Below are 18,139 nucleotides of genomic sequence, written 5' to 3'. Positions count from 1 at the left end.
GAGGTAGTCGAACGCCTCGCCGCGCCCCTGTGCGATCAGCCCCTGCGTGCTCGTGATCCCCTTCTCGACGCCGTCCTCGATCCGGTGGCGGGTCACGAGCGAGTCGTGACGGGGGTGGTCGGCGGGAATGTCGGCCATACCCGTTCTCGACGAGGGCGTTACAAATCCCCTGCGTTGTCGGCTCGCGGCGGCTCCGAGGCGGCCATCGGCGACGGCGGCTCGTCGAGGATGTTCGCACCTGCGGCGTGCGTCTGACAGACCGCGGGGTCGTAGCCCGCATCCGAGAGCCCGGTATCGAGGGCGAACACCGTCTGGCCCAGCATCGCCATCGACGCCTCGCCGCCGGCCGCAGAAACGTCCTCGATGACCTCCCGAACCCGGTCGGTCAGAAGCCCGGTTTCGCGGGCGAACCGTCGCGAGGCGTACAGAAGCGTTGCGAGCGTCGGTGACTTGGTAAGGATCGAGAGCGATTCGATCCCGGCGGCCGTCAGTCGCTCTGTATCGCCCGAGAGCACCGACTCCGTCGAGAGATCGCCGAAGGTGAGATACTCGATTCGGGTGCTTGCGGGAACGCCGTCGAGACGGTTGTTCTCGGGACCACCGGGATCGAGGCGGATCGGGATGCCGCCACGGGCCTGGGCAACGACGTCGCCGAGTCCGGTTCCCGACCGGACTTCCGCGCCGTGGGCGAGGGTAACGACCTCGTTCTCCGACAGCCGTCGGTCGAACGCCTGATTGGCTGCGAGCGCGCTGCCGAGCGCGAGCGCCCCCGAAACACCGAACCCGGCTCCGAGCGGGAGGTCGGTCGTCGCCTCGACGCTCGCAGAAACCGACAGCGCCTCGCGGACACGGTCGACCGGTTCGACCTCGATTCCGGAGCCGTTGAGCGTCGTCCGCGAGCGGCCGTCGGGACTGACGCTGACGGTGACCCCATCGGAGAGGGTCAGTCCGGCACCTCGCGAGCCGGCTTTCGCCGGGTCGTCGTGGGGATGGCTGCTGAAGAACCCAGTAACGTGTCCCGGGACGAACACCGTTACCCCGTCGTCGCTCATTGGACGGGGTTCGCGAGGCCGGGAGTTAAGGGCTTATACTCGATCGCGCATGGCACGGGAGATCCAGTCACCGGAGGATCGGCCGAGCGCGTGAGCGCCCTTCGCGACGGATTTGCCCGCCTCCGCGGCGACGTCCCATGCGACGCGCTGGACCTGCTCGGCGGGGTTTCGCGACCACCGACCAGGGTGAACGAGCAAGTAGAGTCGGTCGCAGGTACCCGATTCCATCGCGGCGATCAGGTCGTCGGTCGTCGAGATCCGACCGAAGTCGGCGATCGTCGTCGCCCAATCCCGACCGGTGTCGGAGACGTAGGAGGGCTTCTCGGGGTCGTCGCTCGCGGTATCGACCGAGAGATACGCCTCGGCGGTCAGATCGTACCTGTCGATTCCGTACTCGCCGTGCCACATGTCGAGGTTGTGGTGGGGCGACAGTGGGCTCCCGTGCGGACAGATCGTCGCGATGTCGGCGTGCTCCCTGAACTCGTCGAGGTTCCGGGCGAACCGTTCGTGGGCCGCCTCGAAGTCCCCGCGTGTTTTCACGAAGTCCTCGTAGTGATAGCCGACCTCGTGGCCGAGTTCCTCGAATTCCGCGGCCACCTCCGGACTGAACGTCGACGTACGGAAGTAGTACGTCGTCGAAATACCGCGTCCGGCCTCAACGTGGGCCATCGCACGGGCCGTTGCGACCTTCCGGTCGACGTCGTGGCGAACGACGATATGTGGATCGTCGTGCTCCGCTCGGGTGACGTACTCCTCGACGGTATAGAACGTATAGTCGTTGTCGAGCGCCGCATCGAGGAGCCGCCCGTAATGATCGAATGTAAAGTCGCTGACGTTCATCTGATTTCTATATAACAACACTTTATCTACAAGTATATATATGTGTTTGATAATTGATCTTATCAAGTTGCTAACAGCGTCGGCGATAAATGCCGCTCGAATCGCCGGTCCGCCCACGATCAGTCGTTAGTATGATACCGATACGAACGCCGACACTATGGGATCGCGAGCCGTCAGTAATCGAGCCAGTCGTCGCGCATCTCCTCGGCCTCTTCGGACAGGTAGACCCGCGCGTCCGGGTGTTGGTCCGCGTCCTGGACGAGGTCACCGTCGCGGCGCTCGCGTTCGAGGCGTTCCTTCGCCGCCTCGCGGTCGATACCGTCGATCGCGATCATCGCATCGAGCAGGAGGCTCTCGGGAACGCCGGTTCCGTTGCCGCCGCGGGGGAGGTCGGCGGCCGAATCCTCGTCGGCGCTTGCCGCCTCGATGATCGTGACGTACTCGCGGAGGTCGTCGCTGTCTGCGAGCCGATCGTGCCACCGCTTCGGAAAGAGGCTGATCCGCCCGTCCCCCACGTCGTAGTACGTGTCCGCATCGCGCCACTGGTCGTCGGTCACGAGGTTCTCGTCGACGGACGAGCGGAGGTGCCCCTCGGCGAACGGGAGGACGTCGTCGTCCGCGATGGCCTCGTCGTAGGCGGCAAGCGTCTCCTCGTCGACGCCCGCGCCGGGATGGTCCCGTTCGATGAGAAGCAGTAGCTCGCGGGTCGTCAGCGTCTCGCCGTACTGGCGTGCCTCGTCGAGCACCTGCTCGTTCAGATCAGTCATCGTCCCATCCTCGGGACGAACGGCGAATAAAACCTCTGCTGGCTCCTGCTTGACAGGTGCGCCGTCATCTACGGACTCGATCGCTGGCTATCTCGCAGGAACTGGGCGGGACCGACGGTCCCGCGAACCCCCACGCGATCGCTACGGCGACAGACGCTGGCGATCCCGCGGGAACAGAACGGCCTCGCGGATGTTGCCCAGGTCGAGCATCGTCATCACGAGGCGCTCGACGCCGTAGGCCCAGCCGGCGTGGGGCGGCATTCCGTACTTGAACATCTTCGTGTAATACTCGAACTGTGCGGGGTCGAGCCCCTGGGCTTCGAACCCCTCAACGAGGTGGTCGTAGCGGTGTTCGCGCTGCCCGCCCGAGACCAACTCCATTCGTGGGTGCATCAGGTCGAACCCCTTCGAGAGTTCGCCGTTCTCGTAGTCCTGGATGTAGAAGGGCTTGATCTCGCTGGGCCAGTCGGTCACGAAGTAGTGCCCGCCGACGTCCTGTCCCAGCGCCTTCTCGGCCTCGGTTGGGAGGTCGTCGCCCCAGACGAGCTGCTCGTCGAGCTCACCCGTCGCGTTGATGCGCTCGATGGCCTCCTCATACGTGAGTCGCGGGAACGCTTCGTCGGGTACCTCGAAGTCTTCGTAGCCGAGCGTTTCGAGCTGCTCCTCGCAGTTCTCGGCGACGCCCTCATAAGCCGCGAGCAGGGTGCGCTCGCAGGCGTCCATCGCCTCCTCGTGGTCGATGAAGGCGCTCTCGAAGTCGATCATCGTCGCCTCGTTGAGATGGCGGGGCGTGTTGTGCTCCTCGGCGCGGAAGATCGGGCCGACCTCGAAGACGCGTTCGAGCCCGGAGCCGACCATCAGCTGCTTGAACAGCTGCGGGGACTGGTTCATGAACGCCTCCTGTCCGAAGTAGGTGATCGGGAACAGCTCGGTGCCGCCCTCGGTGCCTGTGGCGACGATCTTCGGCGTGTTGATCTCCGTACAGCCGATCTCGCGGAAGCTCTCCCTGACCGCCCGGAGGATTTCGGCGCGAATCTCGAAGATGGCCTTCGTCTCCTCCTTTCGGAGGTCGAGCGTCCGGTTGTCGAGTCGCGTCGAGAGTTCGGCGTCGACCTTCCCCGAGGGGTCGAGCGGGAGTTCGGGTTCGGCCTCGGCGATCACGTCGAGTTCATCGGGCGTGACCTCGACGCCAGTGGGTGCGCGTGGCTCCTCCTCGACCGCGCCGGTCACCGAGATCACGCTCTCGCGGGAGAGGTCGAGCCCCGTCTCGACGAGGTCGTCGTCCATCTCCTCTTTCTCGAACTTGATCTGGATCTTCCCGGATTTGTCCCGAAGGATGAGAAACGCGATGCCACCGAGGTCGCGGATCTCGTGGACCCAGCCCGCGACCGTGGCGGTCTCGCCGGGCTCGGCCTCGGCGGTGTAGGTTCGGTTTTCCATACCTCCCGTTGAGCGAAGCGGGACTTAAGCCCGGCCATTTCGCTCATCCGGTCGTGGTCTCAGACGTCCCACGTCCACCGGGCATCGAGCACGTACCGGTAGATCCCGCTGACGAGGATGGCGATCCCGTTCGCGATCAGGTACGCGATCCCCGACCACGTGACGATCCCATAGAGGACCGCGAGCTGGATCGGGATCGCCGATCCGCGGACGATGTTTGTCTTGAGCAGTCCGTGAAAGAACTCGCCCCGGCCCGTGTTCTTGACCGCTCGAAAGGTCCAGAGGTTGTTGAGCACGTACTGGAAGACGATCGTGATCTCGATTGCGACCGTCGCCGCGAGCAGGTAGTGGAGGCCGGCGTACTCGACGAACCCGCCCAGAAGCAGCGTCTGAACCCCCGCCGCGACCGCACCGACGGCGACGAATCGCCTGATTCGGACCGCGAACCGCCCGCCGGCGAGTTCGCGGAGCAGTGCCCGAACCATACTATCGATATCCAAGCGCCTCGAGTCGTGCTTCGAGCTCTCCGTCCGGTTCGGTCATCCCGTTGTCGGCGGACGTCCCGTCGAGCAGTCCGATCCGGGACGTCACCGACGGGCGCAGCCGGTCGATCGCCGCCGCCTGCTCACGGGAGGGATCCACGGAAAGGTCGCGCTGTTGGGTGGGGTCCGAGGGGCGGTGGTACAGCTCCCGTTCGCCGGTTTCCGCGTTCTCAATGTAGGTCCACGCGGCCGTGCGCGCGCTCACCAGCAGCTCGCCGTCCGCGAGGTCCCGCGGAATCGGCTGCTGAGTGACCTCCTCGCCGCGGACGGTCACCGACACCACCGGCTCGTCGTCGAGTTCCGCCCCGCCGAGGGCGTCGACGAGCGAGGTGCCCGACCACGAATCGGGCGGGGCGACGCCGAACAGGTCACAGACCGTCGGCGGAACGGCGTCCAATCCGACGGCTCCCTCGACCCGGCCGGGTTCGGTTCCCGGAGCGTCGATCAGCAACGGTACGTGGATGAGTTCGTCGTAGAGCTTGGGGTAGTGCGCGAGGTGGCCGTGGTCCTGGAACTCCTCGCCGTGATCGCCGGCGACGACGATCGCGGTCTCGTCGCGCAGGCCGCTGTCGGCAAGCGTCCCGAGCACGCGTTCGATGCTCGCGTCGACCTGCCGAACCGTCGCCCGATAGAGCGTCCGCAGATCGGACAGCGTCCGGTCGCCGACCTCCCGCCCGAGGCCCGCACGCGCGTGAGCCAGTATCATCTGTGGGGTCCCGAGCGTCGAGGAGGAGACCTCCCGGAAGTGTCTGGGTGCGGGCGCGTAGGGGGTGTGCGTGTCCATGTAGTGGATCCAGAGGAAGAAGGGCTCCTGGCGGTCCTCGATGAACGCCCGCGCGCGGTGCTCGACGTCGACCATCCGCGAGGCGTCCATGAAGGGCCGGTCGTCGTCGCCCCCGCGAGCCCGCGAGACGAGCCGGCGAACCGGCGCGCTCGCCAGTTGGAGCCACGCCTCGACGGTCGGGTGGGCCGCGAGATACTGCCCGTAGAACGAGCCGGCGTCGGCGACGAAGGACTCGAACTCGTCGAACCCGCTGTCGTAGCCCCAGTGGTCGGTGAGAAAGCCGTTCGCGGCGTTGAACCCCCCCGCCCGGATCCCGGCCCCGGCGAGCGTCTCGGCGAGCGTCTCGCTTTCGGTGACGCCGATCGTCCCCGAATCGGCGAACACCGGCCGCGAGGCCAACAGCCCCGGGAAGGAAAACGGGGTCCAGTTGCCGGTGGCGAAGGCGTGTTCGAACACGGTCCCCCGGTCGGCGAGCCGTTGCAACGTCGGTGTATGACCTCCGTCGGCGTACGGGTCGATCGCGTCGGCGCGAAGCGAATCGACCGTGATGAGGACGACGTTGGTCGGATGAGTGCCTGTCATACTACTGAGGTCGGTGTCGACCGTTGGAATCGTCCCGAGCGCGACGGGCGTCCTCGAACACCGACGAGTTCCCCGTGGGAGATGTATCGGTGGTAACCTACTCAACGTTTTGATATCGGGCCTACCAGCGGTTCGGAACCTCGGACCGGGCGTCGCGGACCCCCTCGACGGTCCTCTCGACCGCCCCACAGCCCGCCTCGTGTAGCAGGTTCCCGACGACGATCACGTCGGCGTACTCGGCCATCGTGTTCGCCGACTCGTAGTCGCCGATGCCGCCGCCGTAAAAGAGGGTCGCCTCCTCTATCGCCTCGCTTGCGGCCCGGACCTTCTCCGGGTCGCCGAACGTGCCCGAGTACTCGATGTAAACGACCGGCTGGCCGAACAGGCGTTCTGCGACCTCCGCGTAGGCCGCGACGTCCTCGGCGGACTGATCGCAGTTCGCCTCGGTGAGCTGGGCGACGCTCGCCTCGGGGTTGAGCACGATGTACGCCTCGGTGTAGGTGCGATCCCAGTCGATGTCGCTGATCCGGACCCACTCCTTGTGCGCGCCGACGACCCACGAGACGTCGCCCGCGTTGAAGACGGTCGGAACGAGATAGCCGTCGAGCGCCTCGTCCTCGACGACGACCGCGGGGTTCGAGGGTTCCTGATACAGCGGGACGTCGTACTTCGCGCAGGCGTCGATCACCTGCTGCATCTTCTCCTCGGTCATGTCCAGCGTCCCCCCGATCTCGATGGCGTCGGTCCCCGTCCGGCAGACGTCCTCGAACGTGTCCCCCTCGGCGAGGTCCTTGTCGGGATCGATCTTGACGATGTGATCCCAGTCGGTCCACGGCGCGCTCATACCACTGCAATTCGAAGGACGCGCTAAAACCCCTTCGGTGGGGTTCGGGGTGTCACGACGATGAGGCGGCCGTCCGGAGCAGCCACCGTTTTCCCCCCGCCGACCGAAGGCCCGCCCATGAGCGACGAACCCGACCGAAACGTCTACGGCACCGAACTCCGCCCCTGTAGCGCCGAGCCGGAGACCGGCTTTCTCCGAGATGGCCACTGTCGGCACCTCCAACGGGATCCGGGTCGCCACGAGGTCTGTGCGGTACTGAGCGAGGAGTTCCTCGAGTTCAGCAAGGCACAGGGGAACGACCTCGTGACCCCCCAGCCCGAACTGGACTTTCCGGGGCTCGAACCGGGTGACCGGTGGTGTCTCTGTCTGCCCCGCTGGGTCGAGGCCCGCGAGGCTGGATACGCACCACGGATCGTGCTCGAAGCGACCCACGAGCGCGTCCTCGACGAGATCGATCCCGACACGCTTCGCGAGTACGAGTTCGATCCGCGTAGCGAAACCGTGGAGTGAGGAACCGTGGACTGACGACCCTCAGCCGGCTTTGGCCTGCCACTTTCGAACCCGGTCAACGCTGACCCCATCGACCTCGTCTGCGACCGTCTCCGCCTCGGCGTCCTGCAGGTCGCTGACGCTCTCGACGCCCGCGGCGGCGAGCTTCTCGGCGGTCTTCGCGCCCACGCCCTCGATGGATTCGAGGTCGGTCCCCGAGTCGCTCTCGCGCTCCCGGTACTCCCGGTAGTTACAGATCGGACAGCCAAGCTCCCACGGTTCGTCGCCCGAATGCACCAGTAGCTCGGGGAGACCGTGTTCCTCGCAGTGGTCGTCGGTGATCTCGATGTCACCACGCCGGGGCAGCGGCAACGAGTACTCGCAGTCGGGATAGCGCGTACAGCCGACGAGCCGCGAGCCGTTTCGGAGTTGCTTGATCGCGAGTTCCCCGCCGTCGGCCTCGACGGGCTGGCCGTTCTCGGCGGTCGCCTCGGGGTCCTCCCCGTCGCGCTCGGCCGGCGGGATCGCGCCCGCCCCGCACTCGGGACACGCCCCGATGATCCGGTCCTCCTCCTCGTCGGCCTCGTCGGCCTTACACTGGGGACAGCCGTGGACGAACGTGCCCCGACCGGCGAGCATCTTCATGTGACGCAGGTCGTGTTCCTCGCAGGTCTCGTCCAGAATGAGCGGCTTACCCGTGTTGGGAAGCGGCAGGGTGTACTCGCAGTCGGGGTAGCCGTCACAGCCGACGAAGTACGAGCCCTGCCGCGAGCGCCGAACCAGCAGGTCGTGGCCCGATTCGGGGCAGGGTCCCAGCGTCTTGTCGGCCTTCAGTGACTTCTGGAGGTGGTCGCCGATCTCCTCCCGGGATTCCATCAGGTCGTCGAACACCCGTTCGAGCATCTCTCGGGACTCGCCGGCCACTTCGTCCAGGTCCTTCTCGCCGGCGGCGATCGCCTGCATGTCGTCCTCCAATTGGGCGGTCATCGCCTCGCTTACCACCCGGTCGGCGTACTCCTCGCCGGCCTCGACGACCGCCGTCGCCAGCTTGGTGGGACGGGGCGGGTCGTTCTCGATGTAGCCCCGGTCGTAGAGCTTCTCGATCGTGTTGTGTCTCGTACTCTTGGTCCCGATCCCCATCGACTCCATCGTCTCGATCAGGCGCGACTGGCCGTATCTCCTCGGTGGTTGAGTCTCCTTGTCCTCGATTCGAACCTCGGTGAGCGCGAGCGTTTCGCCCTCTTCGACGTCGGGAACGAAGTTCTCGTTCGTGCTGAAGTAGGGGTAGACGGAGTGATAGCCCGGCTCGACGAGGCGCTTGCCGTTTGCCTTCAGACGGTGCTCACCTACTTCGAGGACGACCTTGAGGTGCTCCCAGCGCGCCGAGTCGGCGACGGTCGCAAAGAAGCGTCGCACGACGAGTTCGTAGACCTCCCACTCGGCATCCGAAAGCTCGCCCTTCGTCGGCAGCTCCTCGGTCGGGTGGATCGGCGGGTGGTCGGTCGTCTCCTCGTCGCCCTCGGTGGGGTTGATCTCGTCGCTCTCAAGCAGTGATTCGGCGTCCTCGCCGAAGGTCCGGTTCCCGGTGAACGCATCGAGCAACTCCCGAGGGTCGAGGTCCTCGGGGTAGACCGTGTTATCGGTACGAGGATAGGTGATGTAGCCCGCCGTATAGAGGTCCTCGGCGATGCTCATCGCGCGTTTCGCGGAGTAGCCGATCGAACTCGCCGCGCGGATGAACTGCGTGGTGTTGAACGGCGCGGGCGGCGCGTCGGTGCGGGTCCGCCGGGAGACGGACTCGACGCCGGCCTCGTTCGCCCCGCCCAGTTCCTCGTAGACCGTTTCGGCGCGCTTCTCGTCCCAGACGCGTTCGGCCTCGTTGTCGTCCTCGTCTAAATAGTAGTACTGGGCATCGAAGCTCTCCTCAGCTTTGGCGACGTCGGCGAAGATCTCCCAGTAGGCCTCGGGGTCGAACGCCTCGATCTCGCGTTCGCGATCCACGATCAGTTTGAGTGTGGGCGTCTGGACCCTTCCTACTGAAATGAAGTCGTCGCCGAGCTGGCGGGCCGAAAGCGAGAGAAAGCGGGTCAGCGCCGCGCCCCAAACGAGGTCGATGATCTGGCGAGCCTCGCCCGCCGCGGCCAGATCGAAGTCGATCTCGTCGGGTTCGTCGAACGCGCTCTTGACTTCGCCCTCGGTGATCGAGGAAAACCGCACCCGGTCGATCTCGCTCTCCTCGTTGACGTCGCGGACGATCTCGTAGGCCTCCTTACCGATGAGCTCGCCCTCGCGGTCGTAGTCGGTCGCGATCGTCACTCGGTTCGCATCGCGGGCAAGCAGCCGGACAGTACGGACGATGTTCTCCTGAGTAGGGGTTTTCTCGACGTCCGCGCCGATCAGTTCGACGGGCTCGACGTCGCGCCAGTCCGAGTACTCCGACGGGAAGTCGACGGCGACGACGTGGCCCGACAGCCCGATACAGCGCGTGCCGCCCCAACGGTAGACGTTGACGCCGTTCTGGCGCTCGACCTCGGCGGAGTCGCCGCTGAGGATGGCGGCGATCCGGCGGGCGGCGTTGTCCTTCTCGGTGATGATCAGATCCATGGCCCGATTTGTAGGCGCTACGCCGAGACGAGTCCTAAACGTTTCGCGTCGATCGACGGCTCTAGCAGGGTCCGGCGACCGGAACCCCCTTCCCCGACGGTCGACAATGGACGGCGGGATGAGATGGGGGAAAGGGATAGCCGTGATACGCGCGATCGTCGAGGAGAGTCGCCGACGGAACCTCCAGTTTCTGGCCGGTAGCCTCGCGTTCTACGCGTTCGTCTCGCTGGTACCGTTGTTGTTGCTCGTGTTGGTCGCGACCACGCTGTTCGCCGGCGAGACCATCGCGAGCTACCTGCTCGCGTTGACCCGGCTGTATCTCAGCCCCGCGGGCGAGGACCTGATCGCGACCACCCTCACCGAGGCGACCGGCTGGGTCGGGAGTTCCCTCATCGGACTGGTCGTGTTGGTCTGGGCCGCGTTGAGAATGTTCCTGAGCCTCGACGTCGCGTTCGCCGCGATCTACGGGACAGATCCGGGCGAGACACCGCTTCGCGAACGGATCCGTGACGGGCTCCTCGTCGTGACCGCGATCGTGGTCGCGATCGTGGGAGCCATCGCAACGGCCGCCGCGTTCACGCTCGTGCCGGAGATCAGGTACTTGACCGTACTCGACCCGCTGTTGCTCGTCTGCGGGCTGTTCGCCGTCTTCTTCCCGCTGTACTACGTGCTCCCCGACGCCGACGTCACGCCACAGGAGGTGCTTCCGGGGGCGGTGTTCGCGGCGGTCGGCTGGGCGCTGTTGCAGGTGCTGTTTCGGGTCTACGTCTCGATGTCGGTCATCACGGCGGTCTTCGGCGTGATCAGCGGGACGGTGCTGTTCCTGTTGTGGCTGTATTTCGGGGCCCACATCCTGCTGGTCGGCGTCGTTCTCAACGTCGTGCTGGCGGACCGAACCCCGGACGGGTGAGCGTTACTCCGTCGATTCGACCTCCCAGTCGAGGGTGACGGTGATCGCCTCGCGCTCGCCACCGAGCATCGGCGAGCGTTCCTCGACGGCGATGTCGTACTCGATCACCGAGGCGGGATCGAGCGCGACGCTCTTGTTGCCGACCGTGACGTCCGCGGGCCCCTCCCCACGGATCTCTCGGGCCAGCGTCTGGAGGTGGTCCGCGACTTCGTTGCGCGACAGGTCCTGCTCGTCGGACATCGTATCGGACATACACGGACACCTTCGACCGCGAGCGACATAGTGGTTCACCCCGTCGTCCGGGGAATCGACCGACAGGTATTACCGCGCTCGGAGGGGTACCTGAACGCATGGCGAGCGAAGAATCCGTCTCGAACGTGGAACTGGAGATGATAGAACCGATGGGCGAAGCCTGCATGATGAGCGTACAGTTCGTCTTCGACGCCGCGCTGGCGCTCGTATAACGCCGCCGATTACAGTCGCTCGCGGAGCAACTGATTGACTCGACCGGGGTCGGCGCTGCCGCCCGTTTTTCCCATCACCTGTCCGACGAGGAAGTTGATCGCACCGTCGTCGCCGGCCTCGACGTCCGCGACCGCCTCGGGGTTCTCCTCGATGGCTTCCTCGACGGCCGCGGCGACCGCCTCGTCGTCGGTCTTTCCCAACCCCTCCGATTCGACCACGGCGTCGGGGTCGGTCCTCGAATCGAGCATTTCTCTGAGAACGACCTCGCGGGCGTTCTTCGCGGTGATCAACCCCTCGTCGACGAGTTCGATCAGCCGGCGCACGTCGTCGAGACGGCCCTCGATGTCCGCGATCCGCATGTCGCGGTAGTTGAGCTCGCCCAGGAGGTCGTCGGCGACCCACGTCGCCGCCAGGCCGGGATCGAAGTCGCTGGCGACGTCCTCGTAGAAGTCCGCGACCTGTTTCGTCGAGGTGAGCTTCGAAGCCGCCTCCGCGTCCAGTCCGTACTCCTCGCGGAAGCGCTCGCGGCGAGCCTCGGGTAGTTCGGGGATGTCGATCGACTCCGTCCAGTCGGCCACCTTGAGGACCGGGAGGTCGGCCTCCGGGAAGTACCGGTAGTCCTTTTCGTCCTCCTTCGAGCGCATCGAGACGGTGATGCCGCGGGACTCGTCCCAGTGGCGCGTCTCCTGTTCGATCTCCCGGCCCCGCCTGCGGGCGTTTCTCTGTCTGGTCACCTCGTAGGCCAGCGCCTTCTCGGCGCCCTTGTGACTGGAGATGTTCTTCACCTCCGTGCGGTTTGCCGCCGCGAGGGTCGCTGCACCGATCGCGCCGCTCTCCTCGACCTCCTCGCCGGGCACCAGCGAGATGTTCGCGTCGATGCGCAGCGAGCCGTCGCGCGTGCTGTCGAAGACCCCCAGATACTCGAGGACCTCTTCGAGTTTCGCAAGGAACGCGCGCGTCTCCTTCGGGCTTCGGAAGTCGGGTTCGGTGACGATCTCCATCAGCGGAACCCCCGCGCGGTTGTAGTTGACGAGGGTGTGTTCGGCGGTCTCGATGTTGCCTCCGGCGTGCTGGAGGCTACCCGGATCCTCCTCCAAGTGCGCGCGCTCGATTCCGATCTCGCGGCGCTCGCCCTCGACGCCGATCTCCAAGCGCCCGTCCTGGCAGATCGGGGCGTCGTACTGGGTGATCTGGAAGTCCTTCGGCAGGTCGGGGTAGTAGTAGTTCTTGCGGTGAAAGCGCGTCTGCTGGGGGATCTCGGCGTCGATCGCCTTGCCCAGCTTCACGGCCGACTCGACGGCCGCCTCGTTGAGCACGGGCAGCGCCCCCGGCAGGCCGAGACAGGTCGGGCAGGTGTGGGTGTTGGGGTCGGCGTCCGCGAGATCGGTCGAACAGCCACAGAACACCTTCGTGTCGGTTTCGAGCTGGACGTGGACCTCCAACCCGATCACGACCGTGAGATCGCGCTGTTGGGTCGCCTGCGCAGTCATTGTGCGGGCTTCGGCGTCGATCGCATAAAGGCTACCGGGAGAGCGCGCTCGGCCGAACGGTTGGATAAGGGATACGTGTCTGACGCAGGTTTATGTCCGCCGGGCGAGGTAATGGGTGTATGTCGAACAGAGTCGAGGATCTCGAGACGCGGGTCGAGGAGCTCGAAGCCACGGTACGGGGACTCACCGAGGAGCTGGTCGAGGCCAACGAACGGATCCGCACCCTTGAAGCCCATCACGAGGCCGAAACGGACGTCGAGACCCGCGAGGTCGGAGTCGAAAGCGATAGGAGCGAGGAGGAAGAACCGGAAGACGACGCAGCAACCGACATCATCGTCGCGTAGCTCGCGCCCCGCACACCATGCACATCCGAGAGCTGGTTCTTGAGAACTTCAAGAGCTTCGGCAGGAAGACCCGCATCCCGTTCTACGAGGACTTCACAACCGTCAGCGGCCCGAACGGCTCGGGCAAGTCGAACATCATCGACAGCGTGTTGTTCGCCCTTGGCCTCGCCAGAGCGCGCGGGATCCGCGCCGAGAAGCTCACGGACCTGATCTACAACCCCGGCCACGACGGCGAAAGCGAGCAGGCGGGCCCTCGTGAGGCCAGCGTCGAGGTCGTGCTGGACAACTCGGACGGTACGCTCGCACGAGAGCAGGTCGTCAGCGCCACCGGCAGCGAGGACATCGGCGACGCCGAGACGGTCTCCGTCCGGCGGCGGGTGAAACGCACCGAGGACAACTACTACTCGTACTACTACCTCAATGATCGTTCAGTAAACCTCTCTGACATCCAGGACCTGCTCGCACAGGCGGGCGTCACCCCCGAGGGCTACAACGTCGTCATGCAGGGCGACGTCACCGGCATCATCAACATGACCGCCGGCCAGCGCCGCGAGATCATCGACGAGATCGCGGGCGTCGCGGAGTTCGACGCGAAAAAGGAGTCGGCCTTCGAGGAGCTCGAAACCGTCACAGAACGCATCGAGGAGGCCGAGCTGCGCATCGAAGAGAAACAGGATCGACTGGACCAGCTCGCTGACGAGCGCGAGACCGCACTCGAGTACCAGTCGCTTCGCGACGAGAAAGAGGAGTTCGAAGGGTATCTGAAGGCAGCCGAGCTCGAGGAAAAACGCGCCGAACTCGACGCCAAGGAGAGCCGGATCGAGCAAAAGCAGGGGAAACTCGACGAGCTCCGTCGAGAACTCGACGAGAAGCAGGGCGCAGTGACCCGGCTTCAGGAGGATTTGGAGGACTTAAACGCCGAGATCGAGCGCAAGGGCGAGGACGAACAGTTGGAGATCAAACGCGATATCGAGGGGATCAAAGGCGAGATCAGCCGGTTCGAGGACAGAATCGAGAACGCGGAGGAGGCGATAAGCGAGGCCGAGAGCGATCGACAGGAGGCGTTCGTCGGGATCGATAAGAAAGAAGAGACGATCGCCGACCTCGATACGGAGATCCGCGAGACAAAGTTGGAGAAGGCCTCCGTGAAGGCCGACATCCAGGAGAAGGAGGCCGAGCGGGAGGAGATCGAAGCAGCAATCGAGGACGTCGACACGGAGTTCGACGAGCTGAAGGCCGATCTGCGGGAGAAAAAGGCCGCTCTCGAGGCGTCGCGCGACGAGCGAAACGAACACCAGCGCGAGCAGGACCGCCTGCTCGACGAGGCCCGCCGGCGCTCGAACGCGATCGGCGAGAAGGAGAACGAACGCGAGGAGACGCTCGAAGCGGTGCCCGAAATCGAGTCCGAGATCGACGATCTGGGGGACGAGCGCGAACGGGCCGTGAAGAACCGCGAGCAGATCGACGCGGTGGTCGAGGACCTCAAGGAGGAGAAGCGGGAGCTCCAGAAAGAACTCGATGGCATTGAGGACGACCTCCAGGGAAAACAACAGGAGTACGCGGAGCTCGAGGCGAAGGCCGGCGAGAGCGGCGACTCCTCGTATGGCCGGGCGGTCTCGACGATCCTCAACGCGGGCATGGACGGGGTCCACGGCACCGTCGGCCAATTAGGAGGCGTCGACTCGCGGTACGCCACCGCGTGCGAGACCGCGGCGGGCGGCCGGCTCGCGAACGTCGTGGTCGACGACGACGGGGTCGGCCAGCGCTGTATCGAACACCTGAAATCGCGCAACGCCGGCCGGGCGACGTTCCTTCCCCTCACTGAAATGCGAAGCCGCTCGCTCTCGGCGCCGCCGCGCGCGGAGGGCGTGGTCGACTTCGCGTACAACCTCGTCGACTTCGACGACGCCTACGCGGGGATCTTCTCGTACGTTCTGGGTGATACGCTCGTCGTCGAGGACGTCGACACCGCACGGGACCTGATGGGCAAGTACCGGCTCGTGACGTTGGAGGGAGAACTCGTCGAGAAGAGCGGTGCGATGACCGGCGGGAGCCGGTCGGGCTCTCGGTATTCGTTCTCGAAGTCGGGCAAGGGACAGCTGGAACGGGTCGCCGAGACGATCACCGACCTGCAGGACCGGCGCGAATCCGTTCGCGCCGACCTCCGAGACGCGGAGGACCGCCTCGAGAGCGCCCGTGACCGCAAGACGGAGGCCACAGAGCAGGTCCGTGAGATCGATGGCGCGATCGGGAAGAAACGCGAGGCCATCGAGGAACGCGAGTCGAAGGCCGAACGGCTCGTGGAGGAGATCGGGGAACTGGAGGACGCTCGCGGCGACGTCGACGAGCGCATGGGTGAGATCGAGGAGGAGATCTCGGAGGCCACGAGGGAAATCGAGGAGTTAGAGGACGAAATCGAGGAGCTCGAAGGGGAGCTCGCGGACTCGGAGATCCCCGAGCTCACCGCCGAACTCGAGGCGATCGACGACGAGATCGACGCGTTGGAGAGCGAACTCGACGAGCACGACGGGCGTCTCAACGAACGCCAGCTCGAGAAGCAGTACGCCGAGAACGCCATCTCGGATCTGGACGAACAGGCGACGAGCGCCGAGGAGCGCATCGAGAAGCAGGAAAGCCGCATCGAGGAGTTCGAGGCCGGAATCGAGGAACAGGAAGAGCGCCTCGAAGGGAAACGCGAGGCCGTCGAGGAGCTCGAAGAAGAGCTCACGGAGAAGAAGGCGGAACGCCGCGAGCTCCGGGGGACGCTCGGGGAGGCGACCGACGAGCGCGACGCGAAAAGAGAGCGAGTCGGGTCGGTCGAGAGTCGCCTCGAGGGGCTGCAAGCGAGCGCCCGCGGGCTCGAAACGGACATCGCGGATCTCGAACGCGAGGTCGGCGAGTACGATCCCGAGGAGGTCCCCGATCACGACACGGTCGAGGAGCGCATCGAGGAGCTCGGAAGCGAGATGGAGGCCTTAGAGCCGGTGAACATGCTCGCGATCGACGAATACGACCGGGTCGAGGGTGAACTCTCGGAGCTCACCGACCGCAAGGAGGTACTCGTCGAGGAGCGAGAGGGGATTACTGACAGAATCGACTCCTACGAACGCCAGAAGCGCGAGACGTTCATGGACGCCTACCGGTCGATCGACGAGCAGTTCCAGGACATCTTTTCCCGGTTGTCGGCGGGCACTGGCGAACTCCATCTCGAAGACGAGGACGACCCCTTCGAGGGCGGGCTGACGATGAAGGCCCAACCCGGCGACAAGCCCATCCAACGGCTCGACGCCATGTCCGGCGGCGAGAAGTCCCTAACGGCGCTCGCGTTCATCTTCGCCATTCAACGATACAACCCCGCGCCCTTCTACGCGCTCGACGAGATCGACGCGTTCCTCGACGCGGCGAACGCCGACCGCGTGGGAGAACTGGTCGACGAACTCGCCGACGAGGCCCAGTTCATCGTCGTCTCGCACCGCTCGGCGATGCTCGAACGCTCCGAGCGCGCCATCGGCGTCACCATGCAGGGCAACAACGTCAGCAGCGTCACCGGAATAGACCTAGCGGGCACCGGCGAGGACGAGGAGGCCGCAACCGCCGATGACTGAGATCGTCCCGCCGACGGATCCGGACGCCGACGCGGAAAGCGAGCCCGTCGAGCTGTTGGTCCAACTCGCAGAGGAAGGTGAGATCGAGCCCTGGGACATCGACATCGTCGAGGTGACCGACGCCTTCCTCGCGAAGCTCGACGGGACGGATCTCCGAACCTCGGGTCGTGCGCTCTTCTATGCGAGCGTCCTGTTGCGGATGAAGAGCGACGAGCTGCTCGCCGAGGACGAGACAGAGGAGTTCGAGGACTGGGAGGCCGAGATGGGGATAGGCGGCGGAATGGGTGAGGAATCGTTCCCTGAGGATCCGATCGCGGATCTCGAACGCGAGATGGAGCGCCGGCTCGACCGGAAACAGGCGCGCGGGTCGCCCGAGACGCTCGACGAGTTGGTGAGAGAACTCCGGGAGGCCGAACGCGACTCGTGGTGGAAGGAGTCGCGTGAGTACGACACCTCCGGCTCGCCGAAGGGCTTCCAGCGCGGTACCCAGACGCTGGATTACCACTCGGCGGACGAGTTCCGCGCCGAGGAGGAGCCCACCGCCGAGGACGTCACTGGTACTGCTCACGGCGAGGACATCGAGGAGACGATCACGCGAGTCTACGACGTGCTGGACGAACAGTACAGCTCCGGGCGCGAGGAAGTGCTGTTTTCGGAGATCGACTCCGCCGGCGGATCACGCGTCGAGACGTTCCTCGCGCTGCTCTTTCTGGCCCACCGCGGACAGGTCCGCCTCGAACAGGACGACCTCTTCGGCGACCTCTGGGTTCAGAACCCCGCTGCCGCCGAGGGAAGCGAAGCGGTTGCGGGCTGAGTTCTGTACCGTGGTACCACGTGACAGTAGTTTTATTAGGGACGGCATAGTATGGCAGAGTATGACACCCACAAAACTCCGCGAGCGCCTGACCGAAACCGAGGGTCACGTCGATCCCGAGGAGTTCGTCTCGGCGCTCGATTACGTCCGCGGGAAGTAGAGCGGTCACCGGTTTCGTGATGGGGTCGGTATCGACGGATCGACCGGCAGCACAACCGTCGGGGGGCGCTCGCCGTATCGGACTCAGAGGTAGTCGCCGACGAGCGGTTCGACCCGTTTCCTCGTTTCCTCGGGGATCGCGTCCGTGGGCGTGTTGACCGTCCCTTCGAGGGAGGTGTGAGCCGCACACTCGTGGTCCTCGGGAAGGGTTCGGATCGCCTCCTCGACGACGGCTTTGATCGCCGTCTGGTTCCTTTCCGCGTTTTCGAGGACCTCCTGGAGGGTGACCTCGCTGTCCTCCTTCCAGACGTCGTAGTCGGTGACGCCCGCGACGGTGGCGTAGGCGATCTCGGCTTCACGGGCGAGTTTCGCCTCCGGGATCGCGGTCATACCGACTAGATCCCAGCC

At 65.3% G+C, this 18,139-nt stretch carries 16 protein-coding genes and 1 pseudogene; 5 read left to right on the top strand and 12 right to left on the bottom strand.

Translation table 11 applies throughout. The features are described 5' to 3' along the window. From EAO80_RS20235 to EAO80_RS05385, 8 genes and pseudogenes are all read right to left on the bottom strand, one after another. Positions 1-138 (bottom strand): annotated as a pseudogene (locus tag EAO80_RS20235) (phosphopantothenate/pantothenate synthetase); the annotation flags it as partial. 20 nt (positions 139-158) lie between these two features. Beyond that, positions 159-1,052: a pantoate kinase gene (locus EAO80_RS05415; RefSeq protein ID WP_122088918.1), complete on the bottom strand. Its 894-nt coding sequence runs from the start codon at positions 1,050-1,052 to the stop codon at positions 159-161. A 33-nt stretch (positions 1,053-1,085) separates the two neighbouring features. Continuing rightward, positions 1,086-1,892, bottom strand: coding sequence for a hypothetical protein (locus tag EAO80_RS05410; RefSeq protein WP_122088917.1), 807 nt, complete (start codon positions 1,890-1,892; stop codon positions 1,086-1,088). Positions 1,893-2,065: 173 nt separating this feature from the next. After that, positions 2,066-2,659: a hypothetical protein gene (locus EAO80_RS05405; RefSeq protein ID WP_122088916.1), complete on the bottom strand. Its 594-nt coding sequence runs from the start codon at positions 2,657-2,659 to the stop codon at positions 2,066-2,068. 141 nt (positions 2,660-2,800) lie between these two features. Then, positions 2,801-4,099 carry an aspartate--tRNA(Asn) ligase gene (aspS, locus tag EAO80_RS05400; protein ID WP_122088915.1) on the bottom strand — a complete coding sequence of 433 codons (1,299 nt, stop codon included), beginning with the start codon at positions 4,097-4,099 and terminating at the stop codon, positions 2,801-2,803. Positions 4,100-4,158: 59 nt separating this feature from the next. Further along, entirely contained in the window at positions 4,159-4,584 is a 426-nt protein-coding gene (locus EAO80_RS05395; protein ID WP_122088914.1) for a GtrA family protein, read from the bottom strand. A gap of 1 nt (position 4,585) precedes the next feature. Next, positions 4,586-6,007: a sulfatase gene (locus tag EAO80_RS05390; protein WP_122088913.1), complete on the bottom strand. Its 1,422-nt coding sequence runs from the start codon at positions 6,005-6,007 to the stop codon at positions 4,586-4,588. Positions 6,008-6,128: 121 nt separating this feature from the next. After that, complete coding sequence (locus tag EAO80_RS05385) at positions 6,129-6,851, bottom strand: phosphoglycerol geranylgeranyltransferase (protein ID WP_122088912.1); 723 nt, start codon at positions 6,849-6,851, stop codon at positions 6,129-6,131. A 117-nt stretch (positions 6,852-6,968) separates the two neighbouring features. On the opposite strand from EAO80_RS05385, the gene EAO80_RS05380 reads away from it, so the two are divergent. Further along, positions 6,969-7,361, top strand: a complete 393-nt coding sequence (locus EAO80_RS05380; protein ID WP_122088911.1) for a DUF2237 family protein — start codon at positions 6,969-6,971, stop codon at positions 7,359-7,361. 21 nt (positions 7,362-7,382) lie between these two features. Here EAO80_RS05380 and EAO80_RS05375 read toward each other — a convergent pair whose 3' ends face one another. Continuing rightward, on the bottom strand, positions 7,383-9,944 hold the full coding sequence (locus tag EAO80_RS05375) for a DNA topoisomerase I (protein ID WP_122088910.1): 2,562 nt from the start codon (positions 9,942-9,944) through the stop codon (positions 7,383-7,385). A 106-nt stretch (positions 9,945-10,050) separates the two neighbouring features. Between EAO80_RS05375 and EAO80_RS05370 the strand changes: the two genes are divergently transcribed. After that, entirely contained in the window at positions 10,051-10,854 is an 804-nt protein-coding gene (locus tag EAO80_RS05370; protein WP_245998468.1) for a YihY/virulence factor BrkB family protein, read from the top strand. A 3-nt stretch (positions 10,855-10,857) separates the two neighbouring features. Here EAO80_RS05370 and EAO80_RS05365 read toward each other — a convergent pair whose 3' ends face one another. Beyond that, a complete protein-coding gene (locus tag EAO80_RS05365; RefSeq protein WP_122088909.1) occupies positions 10,858-11,106 on the bottom strand; it encodes an amphi-Trp domain-containing protein in 249 nt (82 codons plus the stop codon). Between the two features lie 221 nt (positions 11,107-11,327). After that, a complete protein-coding gene (gene gatB, locus EAO80_RS05360; RefSeq protein ID WP_122088908.1) occupies positions 11,328-12,809 on the bottom strand; it encodes an Asp-tRNA(Asn)/Glu-tRNA(Gln) amidotransferase subunit GatB in 1,482 nt (493 codons plus the stop codon). 119 nt (positions 12,810-12,928) lie between these two features. Between gatB and EAO80_RS05355 the strand changes: the two genes are divergently transcribed. From EAO80_RS05355 to EAO80_RS05345, 3 genes are read left to right on the top strand one after another with little or no spacing between them, the layout of a single operon-like run. Beyond that, entirely contained in the window at positions 12,929-13,153 is a 225-nt protein-coding gene (locus EAO80_RS05355; protein ID WP_122088907.1) for a DUF7518 family protein, read from the top strand. Positions 13,154-13,170: 17 nt separating this feature from the next. Further along, positions 13,171-16,758 carry a chromosome segregation protein SMC gene (gene smc / locus EAO80_RS05350; RefSeq protein ID WP_122088906.1) on the top strand — a complete coding sequence of 1,196 codons (3,588 nt, stop codon included), beginning with the start codon at positions 13,171-13,173 and terminating at the stop codon, positions 16,756-16,758. Beyond that, a complete protein-coding gene (locus EAO80_RS05345; protein ID WP_122088905.1) occupies positions 16,751-17,572 on the top strand; it encodes a segregation and condensation protein A in 822 nt (273 codons plus the stop codon). Before smc ends, EAO80_RS05345 begins: the two co-directional genes overlap by 8 nt. 243 nt (positions 17,573-17,815) lie before the next feature. On the opposite strand, the gene EAO80_RS05340 is transcribed toward EAO80_RS05345, so the two are convergent. Further along, a partial coding sequence (locus EAO80_RS05340; RefSeq protein ID WP_449404317.1) for a phosphorylase family protein occupies positions 17,816-18,139 on the bottom strand: 324 nt, incomplete at its 5' end.

Source organism: Halalkalicoccus subterraneus (assembly GCF_003697815.1).
Taxonomy (GTDB): domain Archaea; phylum Halobacteriota; class Halobacteria; order Halobacteriales; family Halalkalicoccaceae; genus Halalkalicoccus; species Halalkalicoccus subterraneus.
Note: the sequence above shows the minus strand (reverse complement) of the source record. Positions and strands in the feature narration are given on the sequence as shown.